This window comes from Shigella sp. SIG3, from assembly GCF_053555855.1.
Genome location: NZ_JBQZXE010000295.1, coordinates 1 through 653 on the forward strand (window position 1 = coordinate 1; position 653 = coordinate 653).

The 653-nt window shown below is 50.7% G+C and carries 1 protein-coding gene; it reads left to right on the forward strand.

Annotated elements, in window-relative coordinates:
* Positions 1 to 436 (forward strand): DUF1133 family protein (locus ACUU1I_RS21040; protein ID WP_449144937.1); only part of this gene is annotated, 436 nt, incomplete at its 5' end.
* Positions 437 to 653 lie beyond the last annotated feature (217 nt).

Consider the following 653-nt stretch of genomic DNA (forward strand, 5'->3'; position numbering starts at 1 on the left):
TAAGACGGGAAATATGTTTAACCAGTTGCTGGCATCCAAAAAATTGACGAAAACAGCCGTCAATGAAGCCCTGCGCAGGATGAAAAAAGCGGGAATAGAGAAACCTGAGCTGGAAGCGTTTTTGCGAGAGATGATCAATGGCAAGCAAAAGACCTGGCTGGCGCATTGTACTGATGCAGAGGCGTTATGTATTGATAGAGTCATAAGTGAGGTGCTGGCAGAGCATCCTGGATTGATTAGTGTCCTCCGGCAACGGTATGAAGGGCGGGGGATGACTAAGCGTAAAATGGCTGAATTGCTGAATGACGCACACCCTGAGTGGTGTTTCCGGACGTGCTGCAGTCGGGTAGATGTATGGCTAAATCTTGCTGAATATATGCTCTATCTACCGATGCGTGATGCATTCTCTTCCGGGGATCTAAAAACCGTTTGTTGACTCAATCTGTTATCCGGGGCTATATTCCTCACGCGCAGCAAAATCTGGCGTCGGGATTGGCGTCCCGGATGTTTACGGAGCGATATGAGACGCGCCCGCGTCTTTTTTCATATCGTTTGCACAGTCACATTCGCGATTTATGGCGGGCTGTGTGGGGGAGCCGAAAGGCTCGCCGGTTTCCGTACCCGGTTACGCCAACCCTGCACAGTTCGCCACC